At 69.5% G+C, this 19,724-nt stretch carries 21 protein-coding genes; 10 read left to right on the plus strand and 11 right to left on the minus strand.

Going from position 1 to position 19,724, the window contains the following annotated elements; all coding sequences use genetic code 11:
- Positions 1 to 12 precede the first annotated feature (12 nt).
- The 3 genes from ABD080_RS13865 to ABD080_RS13875 are packed head-to-tail and all read left to right on the plus strand — an operon-like array spanning position 13 to position 1,999.
- Positions 13 to 576, plus strand: coding sequence for a CueP family metal-binding protein (locus ABD080_RS13865; protein WP_184325319.1), 564 nt, complete (start codon positions 13 to 15; stop codon positions 574 to 576).
- A gap of 59 nt (positions 577 to 635) precedes the next feature.
- Positions 636 to 1,232 carry a TlpA family protein disulfide reductase gene (locus tag ABD080_RS13870; protein ID WP_259792588.1) on the plus strand — a complete coding sequence of 199 codons (597 nt, stop codon included), beginning with the start codon at positions 636 to 638 and terminating at the stop codon, positions 1,230 to 1,232.
- Positions 1,232 to 1,999 carry a cytochrome c biogenesis CcdA family protein gene (locus ABD080_RS13875; RefSeq protein WP_343905726.1) on the plus strand — a complete coding sequence of 256 codons (768 nt, stop codon included), beginning with the start codon at positions 1,232 to 1,234 and terminating at the stop codon, positions 1,997 to 1,999. The genes ABD080_RS13870 and ABD080_RS13875 overlap by 1 nt, the downstream gene beginning before the upstream one ends.
- Before the next feature lie 18 nt (positions 2,000 to 2,017).
- Here ABD080_RS13875 and ABD080_RS13880 read toward each other — a convergent pair whose 3' ends face one another.
- The 5 genes from ABD080_RS13880 to ABD080_RS13900 form a co-directional block, all read right to left on the minus strand.
- Positions 2,018 to 3,094, minus strand: coding sequence for a sensor histidine kinase (locus ABD080_RS13880; RefSeq protein WP_343906112.1), 1,077 nt, complete (start codon positions 3,092 to 3,094; stop codon positions 2,018 to 2,020).
- Positions 3,095 to 3,161: 67 nt separating this feature from the next.
- A complete protein-coding gene (locus tag ABD080_RS13885; protein WP_259889855.1) occupies positions 3,162 to 3,875 on the minus strand; it encodes a response regulator transcription factor in 714 nt (237 codons plus the stop codon).
- Positions 3,865 to 6,282, minus strand: coding sequence for a heavy metal translocating P-type ATPase (locus ABD080_RS13890; RefSeq protein ID WP_377827321.1), 2,418 nt, complete (start codon positions 6,280 to 6,282; stop codon positions 3,865 to 3,867). Before ABD080_RS13890 ends, ABD080_RS13885 begins: the two co-directional genes overlap by 11 nt.
- Before the next feature lie 50 nt (positions 6,283 to 6,332).
- Positions 6,333 to 6,656: a cation transporter gene (locus ABD080_RS13895; protein WP_017824292.1), complete on the minus strand. Its 324-nt coding sequence runs from the start codon at positions 6,654 to 6,656 to the stop codon at positions 6,333 to 6,335.
- Positions 6,657 to 7,455: 799 nt separating this feature from the next.
- A protein-coding gene (locus tag ABD080_RS13900) for an IS3-like element ISPfr10 family transposase (RefSeq protein ID WP_343906116.1) occupies positions 7,456 to 8,606 on the minus strand; the annotation gives its coding sequence in 2 pieces (ribosomal slippage) (positions 7,456 to 8,336 and positions 8,336 to 8,606; 1,152 coding nt in all).
- Between the two features lie 91 nt (positions 8,607 to 8,697).
- On the opposite strand from ABD080_RS13900, the gene ABD080_RS16830 reads away from it, so the two are divergent.
- The 4 genes from ABD080_RS16830 (at position 8,698) to nrdH (ending at position 11,574) form a co-directional block, all read left to right on the plus strand.
- A complete protein-coding gene (locus tag ABD080_RS16830) occupies positions 8,698 to 8,967 on the plus strand; it encodes a helix-turn-helix domain-containing protein (protein WP_377827322.1) in 270 nt (89 codons plus the stop codon).
- 566 nt (positions 8,968 to 9,533) lie between these two features.
- Positions 9,534 to 10,097: a hypothetical protein gene (locus ABD080_RS13905; protein ID WP_343905732.1), complete on the plus strand. Its 564-nt coding sequence runs from the start codon at positions 9,534 to 9,536 to the stop codon at positions 10,095 to 10,097.
- Between the two features lie 2 nt (positions 10,098 to 10,099).
- Positions 10,100 to 11,206: a C40 family peptidase gene (locus ABD080_RS13910; RefSeq protein ID WP_343905734.1), complete on the plus strand. Its 1,107-nt coding sequence runs from the start codon at positions 10,100 to 10,102 to the stop codon at positions 11,204 to 11,206.
- Positions 11,207 to 11,280: 74 nt separating this feature from the next.
- Positions 11,281 to 11,574, plus strand: a complete 294-nt coding sequence (gene nrdH / locus ABD080_RS13915) for a glutaredoxin-like protein NrdH (protein ID WP_343905736.1) — start codon at positions 11,281 to 11,283, stop codon at positions 11,572 to 11,574.
- 67 nt (positions 11,575 to 11,641) lie between these two features.
- On the opposite strand, the gene ABD080_RS13920 is transcribed toward nrdH, so the two are convergent.
- The 3 genes from ABD080_RS13920 to ABD080_RS13930 are packed head-to-tail and all read right to left on the minus strand — an operon-like array spanning position 11,642 to position 12,631.
- Positions 11,642 to 11,857, minus strand: a complete 216-nt coding sequence (locus tag ABD080_RS13920; RefSeq protein WP_343905738.1) for a hypothetical protein — start codon at positions 11,855 to 11,857, stop codon at positions 11,642 to 11,644.
- Positions 11,858 to 11,894: 37 nt separating this feature from the next.
- Positions 11,895 to 12,083 (minus strand): hypothetical protein, encoded by a 189-nt coding sequence (locus tag ABD080_RS13925; RefSeq protein WP_343905740.1) that lies wholly within the window; start codon positions 12,081 to 12,083, stop codon positions 11,895 to 11,897.
- Complete coding sequence (locus ABD080_RS13930) at positions 12,080 to 12,631, minus strand: hypothetical protein (protein ID WP_343905742.1); 552 nt, start codon at positions 12,629 to 12,631, stop codon at positions 12,080 to 12,082. Before ABD080_RS13930 ends, ABD080_RS13925 begins: the two co-directional genes overlap by 4 nt.
- Positions 12,632 to 12,871: 240 nt before the next feature.
- Between ABD080_RS13930 and mobF the strand changes: the two genes are divergently transcribed.
- The 3 genes from mobF (at position 12,872) to ABD080_RS13945 (ending at position 17,893) form a co-directional block, all read left to right on the plus strand.
- Positions 12,872 to 16,858, plus strand: coding sequence for a MobF family relaxase (gene mobF, locus ABD080_RS13935; RefSeq protein ID WP_343905744.1), 3,987 nt, complete (start codon positions 12,872 to 12,874; stop codon positions 16,856 to 16,858).
- Positions 16,859 to 16,934: 76 nt separating this feature from the next.
- On the plus strand, positions 16,935 to 17,294 hold the full coding sequence (gene cmtR, locus ABD080_RS13940; protein WP_006590980.1) for a Cd(II)/Pb(II)-sensing metalloregulatory transcriptional regulator CmtR: 360 nt from the start codon (positions 16,935 to 16,937) through the stop codon (positions 17,292 to 17,294).
- A complete protein-coding gene (locus ABD080_RS13945; RefSeq protein ID WP_016997609.1) occupies positions 17,291 to 17,893 on the plus strand; it encodes a cadmium resistance transporter in 603 nt (200 codons plus the stop codon). The genes cmtR and ABD080_RS13945 overlap by 4 nt, the downstream gene beginning before the upstream one ends.
- A 250-nt stretch (positions 17,894 to 18,143) precedes the next feature.
- Here ABD080_RS13945 and ABD080_RS13950 read toward each other — a convergent pair whose 3' ends face one another.
- The 3 genes from ABD080_RS13950 to ABD080_RS13960 are packed head-to-tail and all read right to left on the minus strand — an operon-like array spanning position 18,144 to position 19,713.
- On the minus strand, positions 18,144 to 18,698 hold the full coding sequence (locus ABD080_RS13950) for a hypothetical protein (RefSeq protein WP_343905747.1): 555 nt from the start codon (positions 18,696 to 18,698) through the stop codon (positions 18,144 to 18,146).
- Positions 18,695 to 19,372 (minus strand): hypothetical protein, encoded by a 678-nt coding sequence (locus tag ABD080_RS13955; protein WP_343905749.1) that lies wholly within the window; start codon positions 19,370 to 19,372, stop codon positions 18,695 to 18,697. The genes ABD080_RS13950 and ABD080_RS13955 overlap by 4 nt, the downstream gene beginning before the upstream one ends.
- Positions 19,369 to 19,713, minus strand: coding sequence for a hypothetical protein (locus ABD080_RS13960; RefSeq protein WP_343905751.1), 345 nt, complete (start codon positions 19,711 to 19,713; stop codon positions 19,369 to 19,371). The genes ABD080_RS13955 and ABD080_RS13960 overlap by 4 nt, the downstream gene beginning before the upstream one ends.
- Positions 19,714 to 19,724: the final 11 nt, after the last annotated feature.

The following is a 19,724-nucleotide window of genomic DNA, read 5'->3' on the forward strand; positions in this document are numbered from 1 at the left end:
CGCCGATCGCTCGTGCTCGGTGCCGGCCTGTTCCCGCTCGTGGTCGCCGGCTGCGGGGCCGGCGGGTCCGAGCCCGCATCCATCACGGGTGATCAGGAGTTGCTTCAGGAACATGGCTTCGCCGACGCGGACGCGCACGAGATCATCGACCGGCTCGAGGCGCTCCCGGTGGCTGAGCGCCCGCAGGATCTGATCGCCAGCGTCACCGCGACGTCTCTGCAGCTCCAAGACGATGCAGGGCGCGAGGCCGAGCTGCCCCTTCCCGAGGACCAGTTCTACTTGTCGGTGGCCCCGTTCGTCGAGACCACCCACGAGTGCGCCTTCCACAGCCTGACCACGTGCCGCGGAGAACTGCGCAGCCGCGAGCTCACCGTGAGCGTGGTCGACAGCAGCTCGGGCGAGGTCCTTGAGGAGGGCACTCGCACCACGCATGACAACGGGTTCCTCGGTCTCTGGCTACCGCGCGGGATCACCGCGGAGCTCACGTGCACCCTCGAGGACTACACGGGGACCGCGTCCATCTCGACCCAGGCGGAGGATGATCTGACCTGTCTGACCAGTCTCCAGCTGACGTGAGCAGGCGAAGCACCCGGTCCGCCTTCTGGCATTCGGTGGTCGGCCCAACTGGGCGGAGCGTGACACCACGCCTGAGTCGTCGGACCACGCTCCGACTGGGCGGGAGCCTGCTCGTCCTCGCGCCCCTTCTTGCGGCGTGCAGCAGTTCTTCGGACGCCGCGAGCGAGGCGAACGCCGGGTACGTCTCCGGCGATGGTGTCGTCGTCGAGATCCCCCCGGAGGGACGCGCCGATCCTCTGGAGATTCGGGGAACCACCTACGACGGCGACGACTTCGACTCCACGGCGCTGCGCGGTGCACCCTTGCTGATCAACGTCTGGTATGCGTCGTGTCCGCCGTGCCGGGTCGAAGCACCGGCGCTGAAGGCCGTGCACTCCGAGTACAGCGCCCTGGGAGTGGAATTCGTGGGCGTGAACACGCGCGACAAGGCCGGGCCAGCCGCCGCGTTCGAGGAGACCTTCGGCATCACCTACCCCTCGATCCCCGACACCGACGGGGCGGTGATCGCGTCCATGGACGGCAGCGTCTCGCCCAACGCCGTCCCCACGACTTTGATCCTCGATGCTGAAGGACGAGTAGCCGCCCGGATCGCGGGCGCAGCCGATCAGAGCACCCTAGAGAGCCTCTTGGATGCCGTGCTAGCGGAGGCCGCCTGATGGGTGAACTGTTCGCCACCACCGTGCTGAGCGGACCCCTGGCCGCAGCCCTGCTGCTGTCGATGGTGGCCGGTCTGGTCGCGTTCCTCTCGCCGTGCGTGCTTCCGGTGGTCCCCGGCTACCTCGGATACATCACCGGGCTCACCGGAGGAAGCGCCGGGCCGCCCCGCACCGGCGATCCCGGGGAACGGCCATGGCGCCTGGTCACCGGCGCTGTGCTGTTCGTCGCCGGGTTCACTGCGGTATTCCTGGTCATCGGCGGATTCGTCGGTGCACTCGGGTCATTGGTGATCCAGTACACCAGCGCGATCAATCGGATCTCCGGAGTGCTGGTGATCCTCATGGGCCTGGTGTTCGTGGGAATCTTCCCCCGCCTCTCCGGTGAGAAACGGATCCGGAAGCGCCCCGATGCCGGACTCGCCGGCGCCCCGCTGCTCGGGATCACGTTCGGCTTCTCCTGGACCCCGTGCATCGGCCCGACGTTCGCCGCAGTCGCCGCACTCAGCCTCGGGGAGGCATCCGCCAGCCGCGGCGCCCTCCTCGCCTTCGGCTACGCGATCGGGCTCGGGATCCCGTTCATCCTCTTCGCCCTCGTGTTCCGGCGCGCCCTAGGAATCTCCAAGATGCTGTCCCGGCACCGCCGCACGCTCCAGATCATCGGCGGGTCCGTCCTGATCACCATCGGGCTGCTGCTGGTCTCCGGGGTGTGGGAGCAGTGGATGGCGCTCCTGCAGGTCCAGATCGGCACCTTCACCACGATCGTCTAAGGGTGCTGCTCTCGAGGATCAGCGTTCAACGGTCGCTCGAGGAAGCCGGATGGTGAAGACGGCTCCCCGCCCGGGCCCCTCACTGGCGGCAGCCATGGTCCCGCCGTGCGCATCCACGAGGGCGCGACTGATCGTCAAGCCGATTCCCGAGCCGGAGTTTTCGCGGGTGCGAGCGCTGTCGGCGCGGAAGAAGCGTTCGAACAGCCGCGCCTGGTCACGCGCGGTGAAACCCTCACCGTCGTCGGACACCGCGATCTCCACCACGTCGCCGGTGGTGAGCGCTGAGAGAGAGACGGCGCCCCCGGGCGAGGTGTGCCGCAGGGCATTGCTCAGGAGGTTTCCGAGTACCTGGGCGAGGCGGTCCGGGTCGGCGTGAATGATCGGGGAGCGGCGCATAACGAAATCTCGTCGCAATGCCACACCCGCTGCCTCGAACCTCTCCTCCCATTCCTGGAGTGTTGAGTCCAGCAGGTCGCGGACCGACGTGGGCCGCAGCTTTACCGGGAGCTGTCCCTCTTCGGCACGGGACACCTCGCTGATGTCGTCGGCCAGCCGGGACAGGCGTATGGTCTGACCGGCAAGGATGGGCATGGCCGCCTCCGGCTCGATGACACCATCAGCCATCGCCTCGTGATGTGCCGAGAGAGTAGCAATGGGAGTACGTAGCTCGTGGGCGAGGTCAGAGAGCAGCCGGCGGCGATTCTCTTCGACGGCATCTAGGCGTGCAGCCATGTCGTTGAGCGTGGCGGCCAGAGAGTCCAGCTCGGTTCCCGCACCGAGGGCGGGCACCCGAGTGGAGTAGTGGCCTCGGGAGAGTTCGTCCACGGCCAGGGTGAGGCGGTGGAGTGTCTGCCGGAGTCGTCGCGCCAGTCTCCAGGTGACCAGGCCTGCCGCTAGGAGGGAGACCACCAGTCCGATCCCCAGGGCGAGGGCGAGGGCGTCACGGTAGGCGCGCTCGATATGCAGAATCTCAGCGCTGCCCACCGGAAGAGCAGTCTGGAGCAGGTGATAGTGGAAGACGGCGGGTCCGATCATCACCGTCAGAGCGGTGATGCTGACGGCGCCGGCACACAGCACGATGAGCTGGCCGATCATCAAACGTGAGGCGAGGCTCGTGCCGGGGCGGATCGTTCTGGCCGATGAGCGGGGATCAGTCACGCCCTCACCCCTTCCCCATCCGGTACCCGATACCGCGGACCGTGGTGACATACCGTGCCGAACCCGCTGTCTCGTCCAGTTTTCGTCGCAGGTTGGCAATATGCACATCGACGAGATGGTCATCTCCGATCCAGGTATCACCCCAGACGGCTTCCATCAGCTGGTGGCGGCTGAAGACCTGGCCCGGCCGACGGGCCAGGGTCATAAGCAGTCCCCTTTCGGTGGGGGTCAGCGGGACTGGTTGGCCAGCGAGCCGCACCTCCTGGGCGGCCGTATCGAGCTCAAGCTCTCCGAATGCGCGCACGGTGCCCGAAGGAGCGGTCCCGGGCTCGCCGCGGGGCCGCCGCAGCACGGCCTGGACCCGGGCGACAAGTTCACGCACGCTGAACGGTTTGGTGAGGTAGTCATCCGCACCCACCGACAGGCCCACCAGGCGATCAACCTCCTCTGATCGCGCCGTCGTGATCAGCACGTAGCAGTCGGAGAAGGCGCGGATCCTCCGCATCACCTCCAAGCCATCGAGGCCAGGCAGGCCGAGATCGAGGATGATCACGTCCGGTGACAAGGCGCGGGCTACCTCCACCGCCTCCGGACCGCTTCGCGCGCTCCCCGTGGCGTAGCCGGCCTTCACGAGGTATGCCTGCACGACGTCCGAGAGCGCGACTTCGTCTTCGACAACGAGAACCGTCGCTGCAGCTCGAGCCGATTCACTCCTCATGGGCTCCAGTCTGATCTCCGTTCCTGGGCGCCGTGGAGGTCCTGCTCGAGTCCGACCGGGAGCTGGCCGAGCCCGCGCGGCTCGAAGACTGGGTCGTCGACACCGAGGTCGAGCTCTCGCGGCCCGCCAGGCGCGCCGCGCTCTTGGCAGGGGTCAGATCCAGTCGGCGCAGCATCTGCGCATTCAAGGCCACAACGACAGTGGACAACGACATCAGGATCGCGCCGACCGACATGGGCAGTACGAATCCGATCGGCGCCAGGACACCGGCGGCCAGCGGAACGGCGGCGATGTTGTACCCGGCAGCCCACCACAGGTTCTGCTTCATCTTGCGGTAACTGGCACGGGAGAGCTGGATCACCGAGAGTACCGAGCGGGGATCGTCGGAGGCCAGGATCACGCCGGCGGAGGCGATCGCGACGTCGGTGCCGGCACCGATCGCGATGCCGACGTCGGCCTGCGCGAGGGCGGGGGCATCGTTGACGCCGTCGCCGACCATCGCCACGGCTCGTCCGTCGCGCTGGAGCTCGAGGACCTTCTCGCTCTTGTGCTCCGGGCGCACCTGGGCGAAGACCTGGTCGATACCGAGCTCGCCGGCCACGGCGCGGGCAACGGGCTGGGCATCGCCCGTGATCATGACGACGCGGATTCCCAGCTCATGCAGGGCATCGACGGCCTCGCGAGATTCCTGGCGCACTTCGTCGGCCAGGCCGATCGCTCCCGTGACCTGCCCGTCGAGGAGGACATGGAGGACGATCGCTCCGTCCGCGGACCACGGCCCGGTGGCCGGTAGCGGTCCCTGGCCGTGCTCGGCCAAGAGGTTGGGTCCGCCGACCTGGACGGTGCGCCCGTCCACGGTGGCGCTGACGCCGACCGCGGTGGTGGACTGGAACTCGGTGGCGCGCGGCACGTCGAGTCCGCGTTCCGCGGCAGCGGCGGTGATGGCGCGGGCGAGCGGGTGCTCGCTGTCGGCCTCGGCCGCGGCGGCCAGCGCGAGCAGCTCGTCCTCGCCCAGGGTGCCGACGGTGGTGACGTGGTTCAGGGCGGGCTCGCCCTTGGTCAGCGTGCCCGTCTTGTCGAACAGGACGGTGTCGATGGTGCGCATCCGCTCCAGGGCGGCGCGCTCCTTGACCAGGACGCCGCCCTTCGCGGCCCGCTCGGTCGAGATGGACACCACCAGCGGGATCGCCAGACCCAGCGCGTGAGGGCAGGCGATGACCAGAACGGTGATCGCGCGGACCAGTGCACTCTCGGGCACCCCGACGACTGTCCACACGATCGCGGTGACGATCGCCGCGATCAGCGCGTACCAGAACAGCCAGCCGGCGGCTCTGTCCGCGAGCAGCTGGGCCCGGGTCGTGGAGGATTGGGCGTTGGCGACCAGGCGCTGGATGCCGGACAGGGCGGTGTCCTCACCGATCGCGGTGACGCGCACGCGCAGCGCGTTGTCCGTGGCCACCGTGCCGGCGACGACCTGATCACCGATCTCGCGACGCACGGGGCTGGACTCGCCGGTGATCATCGACTCGTCGACGTCGGCGCCACCATCGATGACTTCCCCGTCGGCCGGGACCCGGCCACCGGGTCGCACGATCACGACGTCTCCGAGCTGCAGCTCGGCCGGGGAAACCGCGACGATGTCCTCGCCCTCGATCTTCTCGGCCTGGTCGGGCAGGAGCGCGGCCAGGGAATCCAGCGCGGAGGAGGTCTGCGCGAGGGAGCGCATCTCGAGCCAGTGGCCCAGCAGCATGATCACGATCAGGAGGGCGAGCTCCCACCAGAAATCGAGCTCGTGGGAGAGCAGTCCGAGGCTGGCGCCGAGCGAGGAGACGAAGGCGACCGTGATCGCCATCCCGATCAGGAGCATCATGCCGGGCTTGCGGTCCCGGATCTCCTCGATCGCTCCGGTCAGGAACGGTCGACCGCCCCACAGGTACATGACCGTGCCCAGGACCGGCGAGACCCACGGCACCCAGGCCGCGTCCGGCAGCGCATAGCCGAGCAGGTCGGCGAACATCCCGTTCAGCAGTACCGTCGGGATAGCAAGGACGAGCATGATCCAGAACAGCCGACGGAACATCCCCACGTGATCACCATGACCCGCATGGCCCCCGTGACCCGACATGTCGTGCCCCGCGTGCGGGTCGTGGTGCTCGTGGCCCGCCATGTCGTGCTCAGCGTGCCCGGTCATGTCATGGCCGGTGTGCGTGGCGGTCGGCAGGGCATGCCCCTCGTGCGCCATCTGCTCGGCATCGTAGCCGCCATGACGGTCCCCGCCCGGCGGAGCGTCCGCCGGGCCGTGTGGGCCCGTGCCGCGGTGATGCCCGTGCTGGGCCATGTCGTGCCCGGCGTGGTCGGGTTCGGGGGTAACCGGGTGGTCGTGGCGGTGGTGGTGGGGGGTGCTCATGGTGTCCCTTCCGCAAGGCCCCGGACGGGGCTGGGTGTTGCCGGGGTGGGTCAGGCGTCGGCCACGGTGTAGCCGGCCTCCGCGACGGCGGCGCGGACGGCGGCCGGTGCGGCAGCTCCGGCCACGGTCACGGTGGAGATCCCACCGGGCGCCAGGTCGATCCGTACTTCCTCCACGCCCTCGAGAACGGTGATTGCCGTGGTCACGCTGTCGGCGCAGTGACCACAGGTCATGCCCCGCACCGGATACGTCGTGGTCTCGGCCGCGGACGTCGCAGTCGCCTCAGCAGCGGCGCGGTCCTCCACCGGGGCGGTGGCGCAGCAGGAACAGCCGGTGGAAGCCATCGGCAGGGGTCGAAGTGTCTCGGGGCTCATGAGGTACTCCTCGCATCAGAGGGTGCAGCAGCGGCGGAAACTGTCGTTGCTCCCCTCAGTTTTATACCCCCCGGGGGTATTTGGCAAGTGATTCACTGCGGGAGCATGGGGTCGACCGGTCGACCGGTCGACCGGTCGCTCGGTGCCGGCTGCGCGGCTCTCGTCGGACACGCTCTCGTCCGCGATCGAAGAACGGCCGAGCCTGCCCGTCCTGCTGCTCGCAGTTGCGTGCGGCGCCGCCATTAGCAGGAACCCCCGAAATCACGCCCGCGGCCCGGGCAGCCGCTTTTGAGCTATTAAGGTCCCGGCCCCAACGGGCGCTAGCCGGAAAGACCAGCTATCGGCTAGTGCCGGCCGCGGCGGTCCGGGCTAGCCCGCGGCGCCGCGGACACGCCGCTGCGGCATGCCCGAGCGCGCCGCGGGTCGGGGTCGGCCCATAGGGTGGCGCGCCCGCTGGAGGGGAGGGGGTGAGTCGGGAGATCACAGAGGCGCTGGTGGCGGTGGCGGCACTGGCGACGGCGCTGCTGAACCTCTGCGCAGCCGTACTGCGGCTGCGTGAGGCCGAGCAGACTCGGAGCCGGGAGCAACGGGGTCGCGGCGGACGACACCGACGATGAGATGACGGGAGGGGCGGGAGCAACCCGCCCCCTCCCGTCATTGCGGGACTCTCGAGCTGCACGGAGCGTTCCTACTGAGACCCGGCAGGGTCTCCGCCCGCTGGTGACACCATGGAGCGTGCCCACCAACGCTGAGAACATCCGCGCCCGCGACATCAAGGTGGTCACCTGGGCCGCCCCCTTCATTCGGTCCGGTCGCTCTGTGAGTCGTCGGTTTCGATTTGATGGGTGCACTGCCGAGCGTACTCGGCCGGGGGTAGGTAGCCGAGCGATGAGTGCCGACGCTGATGGTTGTACTCAGTCTTCCAGTCGCCGATCACGACCTGGGCGTGCAGCAGTGAGTAGAAGCTGTTGATGTTGAGGCACTCGTCGCGGAGGCGGCTGTTGAACGATTCGACGTATCCGTTGTGCCAGGGCGAGCCGGGCGGAATGTAGAACAGGCCGGTGCGGGTACCCGCCCAGTCGGCCATCGCGTCGCTTATGAACTCGGGCCCGTTGTCGCTGCGGAGCACACTCGGTGCACCGCGGACGGCGACGAGCTCTTCGAGGTGGGCGGTGAGCCGGTCGGCGGTGATCGACCGCTCCACGAGCCCGCCGATGCATTCGCGGGTGTGCTCGTCGACGATGGAGCAGATCTTGATCGGGCAGCCCCGCTCGTCGGCGTCGAACTGGAAGTCCACCGCCCATACGAGGTTCGGTGCGACTGCCGCCGGGGCGTCGACGGTCGAGGATCCGACACGCTTGCGGCGTCGCCGCTGCGGGACGCGGAGGCCTTCGGCTCGCCAGAGGCGTTGGATCTTCTTGTGGTTGACCGCCCAGCCCTCACCCCGGGCGTCGTGATACGCCCGCCGGTACCCGTAGCGGGGATGCTTCTTCGCCCACGCGCGCAGCCAGTCTCGCAACGCGCGATCAGGGTCGGCGACCGTGTCGCCCTTGAGCGGGCAACGGTACGCGGACCTGCTCAGCCCGGCCAGACGGCACGCCATCCGCTCGCTCACCTGCAGTGTCCTGATCAGGTGCGAGACGGCGGCGCTGCGCCTGCCCGGGCCTAGAAGTTTCCCTCGGCCAGATCCTTGAGCGCAGCCTTCTCCAGCTCCGCTTCGGCCAGCAACCGCTTGAGCGTGGCGTTCTGCTTCTCCAGCTCCCTGAGGCGCTTCGCGTCGTCGGCCTTCAGTCCGCCGTACTGGTTACGCCACCGGTAATACGTCTGCTCGGATATCCCAAGCTCCCGACACACCGCGGCGATGTCGCTGCCGTCGGCGAGCATCCTGTCGGCCTGCCCGAGCTTGCGGACGACCTGCTCCGGGGTGTGACGCTTCCTGCTGTTCGACATGATCTGACCAGTCTCCCTGCCCGCAACCACGGGCGACAGGACGACTCCCAGAACCACCGGACCTAAAAAACGGGGTCAGCCCAAGCGCACCATGGCCGGGCTCGAAGCCGCTCGGAACCGCGGCCACCGCCCCGGCCGACCGATCGCCGTCAAGCCCGAGCAGTACGAGACCGTCTTGCTCCTGCGCGGCCAGGGCCGGCCGTACCGGGACATTGCCTCCGCAACCGGACTATCCGCCAGCACCGTTGCTCGCATCTGCGAGAAGACACCCCCAGCCACGAGACGTACCGCCAGCAACAGGAGATCCAGCCCGTTCTCCGCTGACCGTCCCGCCGGACCAGGCATTGCAGTAGTGCAGTAGTTCCGTATTGCAGTAGGTCCGTATTGCAGCAGGTCAGTAGTTCCGTATCGCGAGCGGATCACGGGGCCGGACCTCAGGGGCGGCATCCACGCAGCCGAGGACCGTGCGCTGCCCGCATTCTTGGCAGTGCCAGGTCCGATGCCCGAGCGTCATCGGTCCCCCGCCGCACAGACACGCGGCCCATCCCACGAGGTATCGAGTCGAGCCGCAGCCGCAGCGTGGCGGCGTGGGCTCGCTCCAGCCGTTCGGGCCGCGCCGAAGCCATGCCTCAGTCATGACGCCATGGTGCCCTGGAGGTCCGACAACGGCACTCGATCGGTGGGCTGGGAAGGCGCTGCCGCGGGCCGCTTCGCGCCCCTTGCCTCCGAAGAACCGAGGGGTGCGCTGACAGCCGTACCCGACGCACTGTGCCAGTAGCCGGCACCTGTCACGTTCCAGCGACCGCGGGGCCGTGGTCCGGTCCCGAGAGGAGAGGCTGTGAGAGCGTGCAGTATTGAAGTACCTCCGTAATGCAGTGGGTCCGTGGGTCAGTAGCTCGACTGGCAGGTCTGGGGGGAGCTGTCGTGATGGGCGCGCTTGTCTGGGGCATGCGATCAATCCGAGCAGTTCCGATAGCGGCCGTCGCGCTCCTGATGGTGGGCTGCAGCGGCCCGGCCGATGTGCCCGAGCCGGAACCGACCACCAGCGAGGCCCGGGCGACCACGACGAGCGAGCCCGCGCAGCCGGAGGAGTCCCCGACCGAGTGGGACGTGGCTCCGAGCGACGAGGCCCCTCCGGTGCCCGGCGACGAGGGTCCGCCCGAGGCCGAGGAGGGAGACGCCGAGGAAGCCGGCACGGCCGCTCACGCGGCCGTCGAGGCGTACTTCGCCACCGACAACCCCGACCAGTGGTGGTCGAACTTCTCCCAGCACCTCACGCCGGCCGCACAGGAGGTCTGGCAGTTCACCGATCCGCGCCGCGTGCCGACCGGAGCGCCCGAGGGCAGCGCCGAGTACGGCTTGGTCAGCGGCACCGATGCTGAGATCACCGTCCCGACGACGATCGGGGACTTCCAGTTGGTGATGGTCCGCGCGGACTCCGCCGACCCGTGGAAGGTCTCGTACTTGGAGCCGCCGGAGGAGGTGGCCTGACCATGAAGAAGAAGGCGATCGCGGCGAGCCTGGTGGCCGGTTGCGCGGCGCCGCTGGTCCTGGCTGCCGGGGCCGGTGTCGTGGGAGTCGGCATGTTCGCCGGCAGCGCCGGCAGCAACGAAGCGATCTGCGCTGGCAGCTCGCTGTCGGTCATCATCGACGGTGAGCTACCCGCGCCAGTCAGCGGCTACACGCCGCGCGCGATGGAGCAGGCCGCGATCATCATGACGGTGGGGGAGGCCGAGGGAATCTCGGCCCGAGGCCAGCTGATCGCGCTCATGACCGCGATGCAGGAATCACGTCTAGGAGACCACCCGAGCACCTTCACGCCGGACGGGAATGGTGACGCGGGAGTATTCCAGCAGCGGCAGCTCGCTGGCTGGTATGGCTCCCTAGAGGAAGTCAGCGATACCGCCTATGCCGCGAACGTGTTCTACAAGGGAAAGACGCTCACCGAAGCGATTCCCGGAGGAGCCGGCCCGAAGGGTTATCACATTCCCGGATTGGTGAATGTGGAGGGCTGGGAGTCGCTGGCTCCGACCGTGGCCGCGCAGCGCGTCCAGCGCAGCGCCCACCCGCAGGCATACGCCAAGCACGAACCGGCAGCGCGGGAGATCATGTCCGCCCTGTCCGGGGTGGACGTGTCGATCGACCAGAACGAGGCCGGCTCCGCGGTGTGCGGCGACGGCAGCTCCACCGCGACCGGCGACATAGCCGCTGTGATCGAGCGCGCCCACACCACCCTGGGACAGCGCTACGTGTTCGGGGGCGGCGGCTGGGACGGCCCCACACGCGGCGGGCAGGACTGCTCTGGACTGACGACGTACGCCTACGCGGCCGCAGGGATCACGCTTCCCCGCACCGCCCGCGCGCAGTGGGCGGCGCTGCGCTCCCACGCGGTCTCTCCCAGCGAGGCGCAACCCGGGGATCTCATCTTCGAAGCCTGGGGACGGCTTGGTGCTGAGGTGTCCCACGTCGGCATCTATCTGGGCGACGGGAAGATGATCGAGGCGAGCCGCGGCGCGGCCGTGACGAAGATCAGCGATGCCCGCCTCAGTGGTGGCCAGTTCGTGGGGATTGCCCGCGTTCCCGAGGGGTTCACGCAGTGATCCCCGATGACCCGAGCACAGAGGGCACCGCCCAGCAGCCGGCCCCGCCCATCCCCACCACCGAGGAGGCCCCAATGAACGTCACCGTCTACACCAAGCCGCAGTGCGTCCAGTGCGACGCCACCAAGCGCGCACTCACCAGCAACCGCATCGAGTACGAGACCGTGGACCTGACCAAGGACCCAGCGGCCCTGGCGAAGGTCAAAGAGCTCGGCCACGCCCAGGCCCCCGTGGTCGTCACGAGCGAGGACCACTGGAGCGGCTTCCGGCCCGACAAAATCAAGGCGCTGGCTCCCGGCCGCAGCGCCGGGCGCGGAGGGCAGATCGGGTTAGATCCGGCAGCACCACGAGGGCGCATCGCCCTATGACCCCACCACCCCACAGCAGTGACCCCCGTCCTCGAGGACGGGGGTCACTGCTGTGGGGGAGCGCTGCCTAGACGTACATGGCGATGAAGGCGGCGACGATGAAGATCGGCGTGGCGATCACCGAGCCACCCAGGAACACCCCGCAGCTCTTGAGGAACCGGTGGCGCCGGGCGAACAGCAGCGTCAGGAACGACGCCACGACGATGACGAGGGCGAGGCCCCCGAGGGTTGCGCCGAACACGATCATTCCGGTGTCGCTGAACCCCTCGACTTCACTGCCCATGACCGTCTCCCTCGCTCCGTTCCGGTGCCCTATGGTCTCAGCGACCGCGCCCCTGGCGCGCTGCGTCCGAGTCCGCAGGCTTCCCGTGGCCGGTCTCCCGCAGCCGCCGCCGTCTCGCATCGCGATACTGCTGGTCCTCGGTCTCGGTCGCTGCCAGCAGCTCCAGGAGGTCTCCCTGGCGCGGATCGGCACCCGTGCTGTCGTGCCGGGAGTCGTCGGCGTTCATGTCGCATCCCCCGCCGCGTACTCCGCTTCTTGATCGTAAAACGGCCACGCTTTCACCCAGAGTTCTTCGGGGTCGTCGAGGTCGATCCGCAGGAGGACTGCCCGCATGCAGCGTGCGCAGAAACCGGTGTACCAGGTGCTCAGGCCCTCCGAGATCGAGGCTCCGTAGCCCGTCATGTAGTGCGCGCCCACGCCCGCGGTGAGGCAGTCTGGCCGGTCCAGCAGCTCCCGAACTTCGGAGGCGTCCCGGCGTAGTGGATCAACCCACGCCTTGCTCCACTGCTCGGTCAGGTAGGCCATGGTCTCCTCCTCTCGTCGGTCCAGCGCGGGCCGGAGGAACGGGTGATCCAGCAGCGCCGGCCGGGGGAAGCGGGGAAGCCCGCTGACCCCTTCCCACATCACCTCGGACAAAAACGGGGCATCGTCGGCGCGCCCGTCCCGGCCCTTCGCCAAGCCAAGCCCCACCAGATCCCACCAATCCACCGCATAGGGCCGTCCCTCCAGCGCGACCCGCCGCCCGCGGTCCAGGTACTTCCTCGTCCCGTTCATCGTTCTTCCTCTCGTCGCTGCCTACGACAAGCCACCTCGCCCCGACAGCGCCGCTGTTCCTCGGCACCCCGCCGCTGTTCCTCGGCACCCCGCCGCTGTTCCTCGGCACCCCGCCGCTGTTCCTCGGCACCCCGCCGCTGTTCCTCGGCACCCCTAAAACTCTCCCGTCACCTTCCAGCTTCCTCACCAGCTACAGCAATGCACGCAAGCACTACGTGGTCGGTGCGCTACGCTGGCCGCATGCGCGGAGGGGTACAGGTGTGGCGACGTGGCGTTGACGGCCACGGAATCCGTCACGCCACGGCCTACGCCCTCCAGGGCGGCTGCGACGCCGCCGAGGTCGAGCGCCAGGTCTCGGCCGGCGCGGATGCCGCCGCCGCGTACGGCCCCGACGACGCCCCCACCGTCGTCCGGCACACCGCCCGGACAGACGGCATCCAACGCGACCGGCTGGACGCCGAGCAGCTGCGCGCGTGGATCGACGGCGTGGACCCCGCGACCGGCGAGCAACGCGGCCGGACGATGACTTACCCGGACGCCCATCTGCTCTATGACGCGACGATCAACGCCCCGAAGTCCTACTCGCTGGCGGCAGTGCTGCACCCCGAGTTGCGCGAGGAGTTCGACGCTCTGATGGACCGGGTGACCGAGGAGACCGTCACCGCCTGGAGCGAGGAGCTGACCACCCGCCGCGGCGCGGGAGGGAAGCAGCGGATCGGCCTGGCGCAGGTCGAAGTCGTGACCCTGGACCACGAGCGCTCCCGGTCCCTGGACCCCCACGCGCACCGCCACCTCTGGCTCAACGCCAAGGTGCAGGGCGCCGATGGGAAGTGGTCCAACGTGGACTCGCAGCAGGTGTTCCGGCACCAGGTGCTCGTCAACGCCCGGGGCGAGCTGGCAGCGCGGACCGATGCCCGCTGGAGGGCAGCGCTGGCCTCGCACGGGTACACGCTGAACGACGAGGGAGAGATCGCGGAGCTGTCTCACTTTGTGGAACCGATGAGTAAGCGCGCGGCCCAGATCGGCCGGAACAAGGCCCGTTTCGAGCGGGAGTGGAGGGCCGCGAATCCGGGCGAGGAGCCCAGCCCGCGGCTCATCGAATCGTGGGACCGGCAGGCGTGGGCGCTGGATCGAGCGCAGAAGCCCGACGAGCTGGACGAGGACCAGTGGCGCGATCAGGTGCGCCGTGAGATCGCCGACGTGGACCCTGCCGTGCTGGTGGCCCGCCCGCCGGCCCCGGTGCAGCCCCGCGAAGCGCACGAGGTGGACCGGGACCAGCTGACCGCCTACGCGCTGGGTTGGACCGATCAGCGGGCCGTCCGCTCGCAGGGCCGGTTCTCCCGCGTGGACCTCCGCGCCGGGGCGACCATGGCCGTGGCGCAGGCGCAGCTGACCGTGGCCCCCGAGGAGCTGCACCGCCTCATCGGAGAGGTCGAGACCCGGGCGCTGCTGGAGGTCGAGTCGCTGGCTCCGGCCGGCGTCCGCGGCCCCGACGATGTGAAGGCTCTCCGGCTCACCGCCGTGGGTGAAGCCCGCGCCCGCATCACCGAGCGCGCCGCCGTCCGCGCGGCGATCGGAGACCCGGCACCGGCGCCCGTGGAGACGATCGCCGCGGTCGTCGCCGTGGTGGACGCCGAACGCGCCGCCGCTGGGGATGATCCGGTGCAGCTCGATGATTGCCAGATCGCCGCGGCCCGCGCCGTGGCCGGCAGCTCCCCGCTGGTGACGATCGAGGGGCCGGCCGGGGCCGGCAAGACCACGATGTTGACCGTCGCAGAGCGGGCGATCGCCGCTGACGGTCACCGGATGCTGACCGTCGCGCCGACGATGAAGGCCGCGCAGGTGGCGCAGGCCGAGATCGGCGCTGACGGCTCCAGCCTCCACGCGCTGCTGTATCAGCACGGGTTCCGGTGGCGCACCGCAGCGTCCGGGCAGACGACCTGGCAGCGCCTCTCCTCCGGGGACACCGACACGGACGGCTCGATCTACTACGGCCCGAGCGCCGCCGCGCAGCTCGGTGCCGGTGACGTGATTGTCTGCGACGAGGCCGGCATGGTGGACGTCGACGCCATGGCCGCGCTGCTGACCGTGGCCGACGACACCGGGGCACGGCTCGCCCTGGTCGGTGACCCCCACCAGGTCCGTCCCGTGGGGCACTCCGGCGCTATGGCCCTGGTCCAGGCCCAGGTGCCCGAGGACGCCCGCGTGGACCTCCACTCGATCCACCGGTTCCGCCGCGCCGATGACCCCCGCGTGGCCGACACCGCCTACGCCGAGATCTCCCGCGACATGCGGACCGCGGGGACCCCCGCCAAGGCGCACGAGGTGGCCCTGTGGCTGCACGAGCACGGCCATGTGGACCGGCTCAGCGACAGCGCCGCCCAGACCGAGCAGGCCGCAGCCGCCTGGCTCACCGCCCACGGGGCCGGCGAGTCGATCGCCGTCATGGCCACCAACAACGAGACCGTGGACGCGATCAACACCGCGATCCAGGAAGCCCGGATCGAGGCCGGCCAGCTCGACACCAGCACCACGACCGCCGCCGGCCGCGACGGCGCAGTGCTGCACATCGGAGACGTGGTGACCACCCGCCGGAACCACCGCGGCGAGGACTTCACCGTCGCCAACCGCGAGGTGTGGACGGTGCGGGACGTGGCCGAGGACGGCACCGTGACGCTCTCCGGTGGCATCGACCAGCGCACCGAGCAGATCCCCGCCGAGTACGCCGCCGCGAGCGTGGCCCTGGGGTACGCCAGCACCATCCACGGCGCGCAGGGCGTCACCGCCCGCCGCGCCGTCACGGTCGTCTCCGAGGACACCACCGCCGCCCAGCTCTACGTGGGGATGACCCGCGGAAAGCTCGAGAACCGCGCCCTGGTCACCGGGGCCGACACCACCGCAGTGCTGACCCAGCTCAGTGACGCGATCCTCCGAGAGCGCAACGACCTGACCGACGAGCAGCTGCGCCAGCTCGTCGCCAGCGACCTCGACCGCGCCGGCACGAACGCGGAGGCCGAGCCGGCGCGGGACGCCGAGTCGTGGCGGCAGCGCCCCTACGGGGACCTGCCCGATCCGGGAGTGGTCCACGACCGCCTCACCCGCCGCCGGGACCGGCTCACCGCCACGGTCCGCAGCGACGAGAACCGCCACCACACGCTGGCCGAGAAGATCAGCGTGGAGCTGGAGCCGGCCGTGGCCGTCGCCCGCCGCGACCAGGCCGATGCCCTGACGATCCGCACCGCCGAGAAGCGTCACGAGATCGCCCAGCGCCAGCTGGAGGAGGTCAGCGCGCGGCTGGAGAAGTCCCGCAAGCAGCTCGGACGCATCGACCACCACCTGTCCGGCCTGGCCGAGGAGATCGAGACTCGGACCGTGATGGACCCCGAGCAGGCCCGCACCGAGCAGCACGCCCGCGAGCACGCCGCGATCTACGAGCCGGCGAAGCCCACCGACTCGCTGCGCCGGCCCTTCGGTCTCGCCGCCAGCCTCGCCAAGGAGCAGGCCCGCATCCGCGCCGACCGCGACGAGGCCCGCACGACCATCGCCCGCGCGTCGGCCGAGCAGAACAGCGCCGGGGCGCACACCGCCGACATGCGTCGCGAGGCCGAGCAGGCAGCAGCCGTCGCCCGCGCCGCGCAGCAGCAGATGGACGCCGCGGCCGAGCAGGCAGCCCGGGAGCACGCGACGACCCTCCGGGCCGAGCTGACCGCTCTTCAGCAGGCCCGCGAGGCGGCAGCGTCGGCCGGGATGCTGCGCCGTCGCGGTGCGCAGCGTGCCGCCGCCGAGGTCGAGGAGCGCTTCATCGCCGCGCACGGCGCGGTGCCCGAGGAGACCGCGGCCGAGACCTGGGTGCAGGCGACCGCGGCCGAGGCCGCTCACCGCACGGTCAGCGCGGCCGGCCTCCCGGCCCGGGTGGAGCAGGCCACGGCTCAGGCAGCGCGCGCGCAGGCCGAGGTCGAGAAGGCCGACCGCACTGAGGTGTCGCTCGCGAAGTCGATCCACACCGCGCGCCTGGACCTCACCGACCTGGACGCTCAGGAGAACGAGCTGCGCCAGGAGGCGAAGGTGCGGCGCGAGATGCCCGAGGAGCCGGCGGCGAAGGAGAACCGCCAGCGCCACGCCCGCGCCCGGCAGAGCACCCCGACGCCCGCCCAGTCGCGCACCGCGCTGCCGCAGCGACCGATCCAGGACGAGGACGCACAGCGCCCCTCTCGCCCACTGCGCTGACAGCCGTCACGAGCGGGCGAGCAGGCGGATTGCCGTACGGGGCGGAGTGTTCAGTCCGCACTGTATAGTTCAGTGCATGCTGACTATTGCTTCGCGTCTCGACGTGATGAACCGCCTGGGTCGTGCACTGGCCGACCCCACTCGATCCCGGATCATCTTGACCCTGCTCGACCATCCCGCTTACCCGGCGGAACTGGCCCGAGATCTGGACCTGACACGCCCGAACGTGTCCAACCACCTGGCATGCCTGCGCGATTGCGGGATCGTCGTCTCCGAGCCCGAGGGTCGTCGGACACGATATGAGATCGCCGATTCGCACCTGGCGCAGGCGCTGACGGCACTGGTCGATGCCACCCTGGCAGTGGACGAAGACGCCCCGTGCATCGATCCCGCCTGCTCGCTTCCCGGATGCGACGCAGCTGGGGAGGGCGCATGATCCTCACCTCGGTCTTGCAGGCGATGGGCCTGTTCGCAGCGACCAACATCGACGACATCATCGTGCTCTCCCTCTTCTTCGCGCGAGGGGCAGGCCAGCGCGGCACTACCGCCCGCATTCTGGCCGGCCAGTACCTCGGATTCGCCGGCATCCTCGGTGCCGCGGTCCTGGTGACCATCGGTGCCGGAGCATTCCTGCCCTCGGCAGCCATCCCGTACTTCGGTCTCATCCCTCTGGGCCTCGGCCTCTGGGCCGCATGGCAGGCCTGGCGCGGAGACGATGACGACGATGACGACGAGGCCAAGGTTGCCGGCAAGAAGGTCGGCGTGTGGACAGTCGCAGGCGTCACCCTTGCCAACGGCGGCGACAACATCGGGGTCTACACCCCTGTCTTCCTCAGCGTGGAACCTCTCGCAGTAGTCGCCTACTGCATCGTCTTCCTCGCGCTCGTCGCGGTCCTGGTGGCCCTGGCAAAGTTCGTCGCCACCCGCCCCCCGATCGCCGAAGTACTCGAACGCTGGGAGCACATCCTCTTCCCCATCGTTCTCATCGGCCTCGGCATCGTGATCCTCGTCAGCGGCGGAGCCTTCGGACTCTAACGCAGCGGCAGCGATCCAAACGGCCCCGACCGGGCGCACCCCTCTCGGTCCAGACCGCGACACCTACCTGCAACCAGTCCTGCGTGATCGCGGCAACAAGACCGCCACGGAGCGCTGCAAAAACCCCGCCACCAAGCGAACGAAGCCACACCCTTCCCACCCGCTGCGCTAACAGCCAGCTCCACAGAGAAAGGCCGGGGCGTTTGCCCCGGCCTTTCTTGCGTCCCAGCGACTTAATGCCCGCTGTTCCTCAGCGTTCCTTGCTGAAATCAACAAACACCACATTCAAGGGACCGCCCGTGCGGCCCTTGTTGAGGTGATTCTGGACCGCCATTTCCACGCGGGAATCAGCAGCCGCCGCGTATTCGCTCGACTCGCCTTCCTCCGCGATCGAGCGAGCCCATTCCTGGAGCTTGTCGGCGCGATGCTCGGTCGGCGTGCACCGTAGCGCCCCGGTGATCGAGGCCAGCTCTGCGCGCCCCCACGCCCAGTACCGCTGCCAGTCGATCGAGCCGGTGCCCGGCTGCATCTCGTGGTAGAGCGTGTCGTACCCATCGCGCAGCGCGCCGAGCAGCTGCACCTGCCCGGGGTGCTGCTCCCAGCAGGGCAGGATCACGGACGCCGGCAGAGCCCACTCCGTGACGATCTGCGCGACCCACAGGCGCAGCCGGCCGATCTCCTCGCCCCACTCGTGGATCGACAGCCCCATCCAATCCACGGGCGTCGGCAGCTCGGCCACCTCCGGCTCGTCGGTCTGCTCGATCTCCAGTTCCAGGTCCGCGAAGTCGTCTTCGTGGTCACTCATCCCAACACCCACCTTTCGTACGTCTGCCACGACGGAGCCCCGCCCAGCGGAGCCCCCACCGTGACCAGTTCCGGTCTCTTCCTCACTGCTTGGACAAGCCGTTCCACCACGACGGCATGCGCTGGGAACCGTGCCCCGAGCGCATCGACCTCCGGCACCGGGGAGGTGTCGGCCGCGATCGTCAGATAAGCCCGCACCACCGCTTCGTCATCCAGCGAGCCCGCAACGGCGCGGGCCGCTCGGTGGGCGCCGGCCTGCTCCAGCAGCCGCGGCAGCTCCTCGCACAGCTCCGGTGCCTCGATCTGCTCGACGTGAGAGCGCAGCAGACGGCGCAGCAGCGCCGATAGCGCCGCCTGGCTGACCGCGCGCCCGTCCTCGAGGACCCCCATCACGCTCTCCAGTCGCCACCCATCCACGTCGCGCACGATCAGAGACCGCCACCCTTCATCGACAGCCACCACGCGCTGTACGAAGGGGTACGCCTTCTCCAGGTGGTTGAAGTTGGCGCGGGCGGTCAGCTCCCGGTGCCGCTGGCCCCAGCGGGTGCCCGGCACCTCCAGCCATGACTCCGCATCCGGCAGGTCGCGGGCGGTGTGCAGGGCGTGGAACGGCACAGCAGGACGGCCCTGGTCCTCGACCAGACCCGCCGCCTCGCGCATCCACCATCGCGTCATGCTCGCCGCCGTTCGTGCTCCTCGCGGGTCAGACGCAGCAGTCGCCGCATCACCGCCTCGTAGCCTAAGTGCCGCCAACGACCAGCGTCATAGGCCCGGTGCAGTTGTTCATGGTGGGGACGGCACAGCGCCACCATGTCTCCGTGCCGCTCCTGCCCCATCCGGTCATAGGTCAGGTGGTGCAAGTCGTCCCAGTCCTCACTGCCGCAGACCGCGCAGCTCACCGGCCTTCCGGTGCGCTGTTCCTCGTCCTCGACCCAGCGGCGCCGGCGGATATGCCACGCCGCCGAGGCCATGTACTCGGCGTACTGGCGTCGGCGTCGTGCCCGCTGCTGGCCCACGACGGCGTGAC

It is taken from the genome of Brachybacterium rhamnosum, assembly GCF_039526185.1.
GTDB classification, from domain to species: domain Bacteria; phylum Actinomycetota; class Actinomycetes; order Actinomycetales; family Dermabacteraceae; genus Brachybacterium; species Brachybacterium rhamnosum.

Bases quoted from the DNA above. Each gene is read 5' to 3' on its own strand.
- ABD080_RS13890 (WP_377827321.1), bottom strand. From the start codon at position 6,282: ATGAGCACCCCCCACCACCACCGCCACGACCACCCGGTTACCCCCGAA.
- ABD080_RS13945 (WP_016997609.1), top strand. From the start codon at position 17,291: ATGATCCTCACCTCGGTCTTGCAGGCGATGGGCCTGTTCGCAGCGACC.
- ABD080_RS13875 (WP_343905726.1), top strand. From the start codon at position 1,232: ATGGGTGAACTGTTCGCCACCACCGTGCTGAGCGGACCCCTGGCCGCA.
- ABD080_RS13955 (WP_343905749.1), bottom strand. From the start codon at position 19,372: ATGACGCGATGGTGGATGCGCGAGGCGGCGGGTCTGGTCGAGGACCAG.
- cmtR (WP_006590980.1), top strand. From the start codon at position 16,935: ATGCTGACTATTGCTTCGCGTCTCGACGTGATGAACCGCCTGGGTCGT.
- ABD080_RS13895 (WP_017824292.1), bottom strand. From the start codon at position 6,656: ATGAGCCCCGAGACACTTCGACCCCTGCCGATGGCTTCCACCGGCTGT.
- ABD080_RS13885 (WP_259889855.1), bottom strand. From the start codon at position 3,875: ATGAGGAGTGAATCGGCTCGAGCTGCAGCGACGGTTCTCGTTGTCGAA.
- ABD080_RS13930 (WP_343905742.1), bottom strand. From the start codon at position 12,631: ATGAACGGGACGAGGAAGTACCTGGACCGCGGGCGGCGGGTCGCGCTG.
- ABD080_RS13925 (WP_343905740.1), bottom strand. From the start codon at position 12,083: ATGAACGCCGACGACTCCCGGCACGACAGCACGGGTGCCGATCCGCGC.
- ABD080_RS13920 (WP_343905738.1), bottom strand. From the start codon at position 11,857: ATGGGCAGTGAAGTCGAGGGGTTCAGCGACACCGGAATGATCGTGTTC.
- mobF (WP_343905744.1), top strand. From the start codon at position 12,872: ATGCGCGGAGGGGTACAGGTGTGGCGACGTGGCGTTGACGGCCACGGA.
- ABD080_RS13910 (WP_343905734.1), top strand. From the start codon at position 10,100: ATGAAGAAGAAGGCGATCGCGGCGAGCCTGGTGGCCGGTTGCGCGGCG.
- ABD080_RS16830 (WP_377827322.1), top strand. From the start codon at position 8,698: ATGGCCGGGCTCGAAGCCGCTCGGAACCGCGGCCACCGCCCCGGCCGA.
- nrdH (WP_343905736.1), top strand. From the start codon at position 11,281: ATGAACGTCACCGTCTACACCAAGCCGCAGTGCGTCCAGTGCGACGCC.
- ABD080_RS13950 (WP_343905747.1), bottom strand. From the start codon at position 18,698: ATGAGTGACCACGAAGACGACTTCGCGGACCTGGAACTGGAGATCGAG.
- ABD080_RS13880 (WP_343906112.1), bottom strand. From the start codon at position 3,094: ATGATCGGCCAGCTCATCGTGCTGTGTGCCGGCGCCGTCAGCATCACC.
- ABD080_RS13905 (WP_343905732.1), top strand. From the start codon at position 9,534: ATGGGCGCGCTTGTCTGGGGCATGCGATCAATCCGAGCAGTTCCGATA.